At 71.5% G+C, this 6,619-nt stretch carries 6 protein-coding genes; 5 read left to right on the top strand and 1 reads right to left on the bottom strand.

Annotated elements, in window-relative coordinates:
* From ACFV5N_RS22900 to ACFV5N_RS22885, 4 genes are all read left to right on the top strand, one after another.
* Nucleotides 1-975: fatty acid desaturase family protein (locus ACFV5N_RS22900; protein WP_385602946.1), on the top strand; the 975-nt coding region annotated here is incomplete at its 5' end.
* Nucleotides 976-1,018: 43 nt separating this feature from the next.
* Nucleotides 1,019-1,201, top strand: a complete 183-nt coding sequence (locus ACFV5N_RS22895; protein ID WP_385602943.1) for a hypothetical protein — start codon at nt 1,019-1,021, stop codon at nt 1,199-1,201.
* A gap of 203 nt (nt 1,202-1,404) precedes the next feature.
* Nucleotides 1,405-1,797: a roadblock/LC7 domain-containing protein gene (locus ACFV5N_RS22890; RefSeq protein ID WP_385602940.1), complete on the top strand. Its 393-nt coding sequence runs from the start codon at nt 1,405-1,407 to the stop codon at nt 1,795-1,797.
* Between the two features lie 99 nt (nt 1,798-1,896).
* On the top strand, nt 1,897-2,850 hold the full coding sequence (locus ACFV5N_RS22885; protein ID WP_385602937.1) for a DUF6397 family protein: 954 nt from the start codon (nt 1,897-1,899) through the stop codon (nt 2,848-2,850).
* Nucleotides 2,851-2,873: 23 nt separating this feature from the next.
* Here ACFV5N_RS22885 and ACFV5N_RS22880 read toward each other — a convergent pair whose 3' ends face one another.
* A complete protein-coding gene (locus ACFV5N_RS22880) occupies nt 2,874-5,387 on the bottom strand; it encodes a DEAD/DEAH box helicase (protein WP_385602934.1) in 2,514 nt (837 codons plus the stop codon).
* Between the two features lie 126 nt (nt 5,388-5,513).
* Between ACFV5N_RS22880 and ACFV5N_RS22875 the strand changes: the two genes are divergently transcribed.
* Nucleotides 5,514-6,299 (top strand): metal-dependent hydrolase, encoded by a 786-nt coding sequence (locus ACFV5N_RS22875; RefSeq protein WP_385602931.1) that lies wholly within the window; start codon nt 5,514-5,516, stop codon nt 6,297-6,299.
* Nucleotides 6,300-6,619: the final 320 nt, after the last annotated feature.

The raw sequence follows: 6,619 nt of genomic DNA, 5'->3' as shown, positions 1-6,619 counted from the left end.
TTCGGCATCGGCGTCAACGCGCTCGCGCTGGCGGCGGTCGTCGGCGCCATGGTGGCCCTGGGCGACACCTGGTGGACGCTGCTGCTCGCCCTGCCGCTGGCCCTCTTCTCCACCAGGACCGCCTTCATCGGACACGACGCCGGGCACTCCCAGATCGCCTCCGGCCGCCGCGCCAACCGGCTGATCGGGCTGGTCCACGGGAACCTGCTCCTGGGCATGAGCTCGGCCTGGTGGAACGACAAGCACAACCGGCATCACGCCAACCCCAACCACCTCGACAAGGACCCGGACGTGGGCGTCGGGGTCATGGTGTGGACCGCGCACCAGGCGGAGAAGCGCGAGGGCTTCGGCCGGTGGCTCACCCGCAACCAGGCGCGGCTCTTCTTCCCGCTGCTGCTCCTGGAAGGGATCGCGCTCAAGATCTCCAGCGTGCAGATGGTCGTCTCCGCCAAGGGCTGGGAGCGCCAGGGGCTGCGCCCCCGGCTGATCGAGGGGCTGCTGCTCGCCGCGCACCTCACGGGGTACGTCCTGCTGCTGGGCGCCGTGCTGTCGCCGGGCAAGGCGGTGGTGTTCGCCCTCGTGCACCACGCGCTGTTCGGGCTGCACCTCGGCTCGGTCTTCGCCCCCAACCACAAGGGCATGGAGATCCCCGGCCCCGAGGACCGCTGGGGGCATCTGCGCCGCCAGGTCCTCACCTCGCGCAACGTGCGGGGCGGGCTGGTGACCGACTGGCTGATGGGCGGGCTCAACTACCAGATCGAGCACCACCTCTTCCCGAGCATGGCCCGTCCGCATCTGCGGCTGGTGCGCCCGCTGGTGCGGCACTACTGCCGCGAGGCGGGAGTGACGTACACCGAGACCGGGCTGCTCGACTCCTACCGGCAGGCGCTGTCGCACATGCATGCGGTGGGTGCGCCGCTGCGCGGGGGTCCGGCCCGGGGCGGAACGGGGGACACTGGGAGTGCGTTCAACTGAGGGCGGCGGTGCGCCGTCCCGCGCGGCGGAGAGGAAACGGACGATGTCGACAGGTGGCAAGGTCGCGATCGCGGGGATCGCCGCGGGGCTCGTGCTGTGGTGGCTGACCAGCTTCTGGATCGCGGCCCTGGTGATCTTCGGGGTGCCGGCGGCGGCGTATCTGCTGCTCGACCCCGCGCAGCGCCGCCGGGTGCGCAGAGTGGGGCGCAAGGAACTGGGGCGCTGAACCCGGTGGCGCCCGCGCGGCGCCACCGGCCGGTCACGGTGTGAGATCCCTCATGGCATGCCGGTGAGGGCACCCGCGCGTGCGGTCCCCGACGGCAAACGGTACGGTCCCTTCCGGATAGCGCTGCGATCAGGTGGTTGCCGACGGCCTCTTCCTGGGGAAGGCTGACACAGCAGTCGCCTTACGAGAAGGGGGAGCTGGGGATGGCACTGAGCACCACACTCGACTGGATGCTGGACGATCTGGTGAAGCGCCTGCCGCGGGTGCGGCATGTCCTGCTGCTGTCCAGTGACGGACTGGTGACGTCGGTCAGCCAGGGGCTCAAGCGCAACAGCGCCGAGCATCTGGCAGCGGTGGCTTCCGGATTGCACGCCCTCGCGAAGGGGGTCGGAGAGCACTTCCGCAGTGGCGGGGTCCGGCAGACGATGATCGAGTTCGACGACGGCGTCCTGCTGGTGACGGCGGCGGGCGACGGCAGTTGTCTGTGCGTCCTCGCCGGTTCGGACGCGGACATCGGGCAGGTCGGCTACGAGATGACCCTGCTGGTGAACAAGGTCGGCGAGCACATGGGCCTGGCGGCCCGCGAGACACCGTAGTCACTCCATGGAGTGATCTCAGCACGGATTGTTGCGCTGGGTGATGGCGCGGCCTACTCTGATGACAGAGCGTAGTCAGAGTGACGGAAGAAGGCCCCCATGTCCCCCCACCCCACCCAGCAGCACACCGAGCCGGTCACCGAGCGCGAGCACGGGAAGACCGCTGCGCACCCCCACCCGGCCCAGCCCTCGCCGGTCCCGCCCGACGAGGGTCCCCCGGCCCCGCCGCTGCTCGGCGGCGAGGACGACACCCGGCCGCGGACCGGCGATGTGCCCACCGGGGCATGGACCCGGAGCACCCGCACCGCCGCACGCGAACTGGGCCTGCGCCGCCACGAGTTCGAGGCGGCGATCGATCTGGGCGCCCTGCCCACCCTGCCCTGCGGCCCACCGCCCTGGCGCCGCAGAGTGCCGCGCGCCGCACTCGACCGGCTGCGCGGGGACCGCCGCACCCGGGCCGGGCTGCGGGACCGCGTCCACCTGGTCGACGCCACCGGCGGGGCCGCACTGCTCGGCATCAGCACCGCCCGCTTCACCCGGCTGGCCAGAGGCGGCTGCTTCAGCCCCGTCGGCTTCCATCTCAACCGCTACCGGGCGCTGGTGTGGCGATACGCCGCCGGTGAGCTGCGCGACTTCGCCGGGTACTGCCCGCACCTGCTGCGCGGCCGGGCCCCGGACGGGCTGCGCAGGACACTGGCCGCCGGCACGGACTGGCGGCCCAGAAAATGGCGGGGCCGCCGCACCGCCCTGCTGGCCCGGCAGGCCACCGGACCCTGGGAGAAGGCCGCCGTGCCCGCCGCCGTCCTCGAACCGCCGACCCTGCGCGAGCTGGTCCCCGACCCCGAGGAGCGGACCCTGCTGCGCCTGCTGCGCCCGCCGCTGCTTCCGGCCGATCCGGGCGGCACCCGCACCGAACGCATCCGGGAGATCCTGCGGGCCACCGACCCGGACGAAGTCCGCTGGTACCGCTCGCTGCTGGGGCGCCACCTCACCGAGGCCAGGGCCGCCCGTCCCGCACCCGGAAAGGACCAGGCGCCGTGTCCTCCCCGATGACCGGCGCGATCAGCCGGGTGGGGTCACAGCTGCCCGACGTCCACCACGTGCAGGACGGCCCGCCCCTCGGCGTCCGACGCCGTGAGGTCCACCTCCGCCGTGATGCCCCAGTCGTGATCACCCGCCGGATCCGCGAACGTCTGCCGCACCCGCCACAGACCGTCCTCGGGCCGCTCCTCGATGCTCAGCAGCTTGGGCCCCCGCGCGTCGGGGCCGGTGCCCAGCTCGTCGTACTCCTCCCAGTACGCGTCCATCGCCCGGGCCCACCGCTCCGCGTCCCAGCCCGCCTCGCCGTCCAGCTCCCCGAGTTCGGCGGTGCGGTCCCACGCGGCCAGCTCCACCCGGCGGAAGAGCGCGTTGCGCACCAGCACCCGGAACGCCCTGGCGTTCGCGGTGACCGGCTTGACCTGGTCGGCCCGCTCCTGCGCCTGCTCCGCGTCCTCCTCGGCCGGGTTGGCCAGCTGCTCCCACTCGTCCAGCAGACTGGAGTCCACCTGGCGGACCAGCTCGCCCAGCCATGCCGTGATGTCCTGGAAGTCCTCCGACTTCAGATCATCGGGAACCGTGTGCTCCAGAGCCTTGTAGGCACCGGCCAGATACCGCAGCACGATGCCCTCGGTACGGGCCAGTTCGTAGGCGGAGACGAACTCGGAGAAGGTCATCGCCCGCTCGTACATGTCGCGCACCACCGACTTGGGCGACAGCGGGTGGTCACCGACCCAGGGGTGGCTCCTGCGGTAGACGCCGTAGGCGTGGAACAGCAGCTCCTCCAGCGGCTTGGGATAGCTGATGTCCATCAGCCGCTCCATCCGCTCCTCGTACTCCACCCCGTCCGCCTTCATGGCGGCGACCGCCTCGCCCCGCGCCTTGTTCTGCTGGGCCGCAAGGATCTGCCGCGGATCGTCCAGGGTGGACTCCACGACCGACACCATGTCCAGCGCGTAGGAGGGCGATTCCGGGTCCAGCACCTCGAACGCCGCGAGGGCGAAGGTCGACAGCGGCTGGTTGAGCGCGAAGTCCGCCTGGAGATCCACCGTCAGCCGGACGATCCGGCCCTGCGCGTCGGGCTCCGGCAGCCGTTCCACCACCCCGCCGTCCAGCAGCGACCGATAGATGGCGATCGCCCGCCGGATGTGCCGCAGCTGCGCCCGGCGCGGCTCGTGATTGTCCTCCAGCAGCCGCCGCATCGCCTCGAAGGCGTTGCCAGGGCGGGCGATGACCGACAGCAGCATCGCGTGCGTGACCCGGAACCGCGAGGTCAGCGGCTCCGGTTCGGAGGCGATCAGCTTCTCGAAGGTGGACTGGGACCAGTTCACGAACCCCTCGGGGGCCTTCTTGCGCACCACCTTGCGGCGCTTCTTCGGGTCCTCGCCCGCCTTGGCGAGCGCCTTCTCGTTCTCCACCACGTGCTCGGGCGCCTGCGCCACCACGAAGCCCGCCGTGTCGAACCCGGCCCGCCCGGCCCGGCCCGCGATCTGGTGGAACTCCCGGGCCCGCAGCACCCGGACACGGTTGCCGTCGTACTTCGTCAACGCGGTGAAGAGCACCGTGCGGATCGGCACATTGACCCCCACCCCCAGGGTGTCCGTGCCGCAGATGACCTTCAGCAGCCCGGCCTGGGCCAGCTTCTCCACCAGCCGCCGGTACTTGGGCAGCATCCCGGCGTGGTGCACCCCGATGCCGTGCCGCACGAACCGGGACAGATTGCGGCCGAAGGAGGTGGTGAACCGGAAATTACCGATCAGCGCGGCGATCTGGTCCTTCTCCGCCCGGGTGCACATGTTGATGCTCATCAGGGCCTGGGCCCGCTCCACGGCCTGGGCCTGCGTGAAGTGCACGATGTAGACGGGGGACTGGTGCGTCTCCAGCAGTTCGGTGAGGGTGTCGGTGAGCGAGGTGGTGCGGTACTCATAGCTGAGCGGCACCGGACGGGTGGCGGAGCGCACCACCGCCGTGGGGCGCTTCGTACGCCGGGTCAGATCCTCCTCGAACCGCGCCATGTCGCCGAGCGTCGCGGACATCAGGACGAACTGCGCCTGCGGCAGCTCCAGCAGCGGGATCTGCCACGCCCAGCCGCGGTCCGGCTCGGCGTAGAAGTGGAACTCGTCCATCACCACCTGGCCGATGTCCGCCTCGGCGCCGTCCCGCAGCGCGATGGAGGCCAGCACCTCGGCGGTGCAGCAGATCACCGGAGCATCGGCGTTGACCGAGGCGTCCCCGGTGAGCATGCCGACGTTCTCGGTCCCGAAGATCTTGCACAGGTCGAAGAACTTCTCCGAGACCAGCGCCTTGATCGGCGCGGTGTAGAAGGTCACCTCGTCCCGGGCCAGCGCGGCGAAGTGCGCGCCGGCCGCCACCAGGGACTTGCCGGACCCGGTCGGCGTGGACAGGATGACGTTCGCCCCCGAGACCACTTCGATCAGCGCCTCCTCCTGAGCGGGGTACAGGGAGATCCCCCGCTCTTCGGCCCATGACGAGAACGCGTCAAAGAGGGCATCGGGATCGCTGTCGGCAGGCATCTGATCGATAAGGGTCACCATCCCATACTGCCTGCACCCGGCCGTGAAACCGCAACCGGCTGCTCATCCCAAGATCACATGGGACTACGCTGAGCCGCCAACAGAACTGCACAGACGACGAGTAGAAGGCGGGGGCGCTGCCAAATGATGGGACCGGCGCATTCACTGTCCGGCGCGATGGCCTGGCTGGGGGTGGGCCTGGTAGCCGCCGCCGCGGACCATCCGATGCCCTGGCCCGTCCTGCTGGCCGGAACACTGATCTGCGCGGGCGCCGCCCTCGCACCCGACCTCGACCAGAAGGGCGCCACCATCTCCCGCGCCTTCGGTCCACCCTCCCGATGGCTGGCCGGGCTGATCGACAAGCTCTCGGTGACCGTCTACAACGCCACCCGCGGCCGGCGCGACCGGCGCCGCTCCGGCGGCCACCGCACCCTCACCCACACCTGGGTCTGGGCCCTGCTCATCGGCGTCGGCTTCTCGGCCGCCGCCGTGATCTTCGGCCGCTGGGCCGTGCTCATCATCCTGTTCATCCACATGGTGCTCGCCGTGGAAGGGCTGCTGTGGCGGATGGCCCGGATGTCCAGCGACGTCCTGGTGTGGCTGCTCGGCGCCACCAGCGCCTGGATCCTGGCCGCCGTCCTCGACGAGCCCGGCAACGGTTCCACCTGGCTGTTCGCCGAGCCCTATCTGTGGCTGGGGATCCCCATCGTGCTGGGCGCCATGGTCCACAACTTCGGTGACGCCCTCACCATCTCCGGTGTCCCCGTGCTGTGGCCGCTGACGATCAAGGGCCGTCGCTGGTACCCCGTCGGCACCCCCTCCTTCATGCGCTTCAAGGCCGGTGCCTGGGTGGAGAACAAGGTGCTGATGCCGGTCTTCATGGTGGTCGGCGCGGCCAGCGGCATCGGCGCCCTCGTCCTGGCCGCCTGACCCGTCCCACCACCCCCGGCCCCGGCCGCCGCGCAGCACGGGCCCCGGCCGGGAGGACGGAGCCCCCGCGGTCGGACCGTCCGCGCCGCCCGGCAGCCGGGGCCGTTCAGCCCGGGCCGGGGCGGTGGGACGGGCCCGGCCCGGGACGATGCAGCACCCGGTTCCGTACGGCTCGCGCCGCCCGGCGGCCGGGGCCGGCAGGGCGGAACGACGGACCGGGAGAGGACCCGCTGCCCTCGCGCGGCGCGGGCCCGGCCCTCGGGGCCGGGCGCCGGGAACGCCTCGCCCCGACCTCCCCGGGGAGGCCCCGGCCCCTGCTC

Origin of the sequence: Streptomyces sp. NPDC059853 (genome assembly GCF_042731495.1) — a bacterium.
Lineage (GTDB): Bacteria > Actinomycetota > Actinomycetes > Streptomycetales > Streptomycetaceae > Streptomyces.
The sequence above is the reverse complement of the archived record's forward strand: the minus strand, read 5'-3'. Positions and strand labels throughout refer to the sequence as shown.

Bases quoted from the DNA above. Each gene is read 5' to 3' on its own strand.
- ACFV5N_RS22890 (WP_385602940.1), top strand. From the start codon at position 1,405: ATGGCACTGAGCACCACACTCGACTGGATGCTGGACGATCTGGTGAAG.
- ACFV5N_RS22885 (WP_385602937.1), top strand. From the start codon at position 1,897: ATGTCCCCCCACCCCACCCAGCAGCACACCGAGCCGGTCACCGAGCGC.
- ACFV5N_RS22895 (WP_385602943.1), top strand. From the start codon at position 1,019: ATGTCGACAGGTGGCAAGGTCGCGATCGCGGGGATCGCCGCGGGGCTC.
- ACFV5N_RS22875 (WP_385602931.1), top strand. From the start codon at position 5,514: ATGATGGGACCGGCGCATTCACTGTCCGGCGCGATGGCCTGGCTGGGG.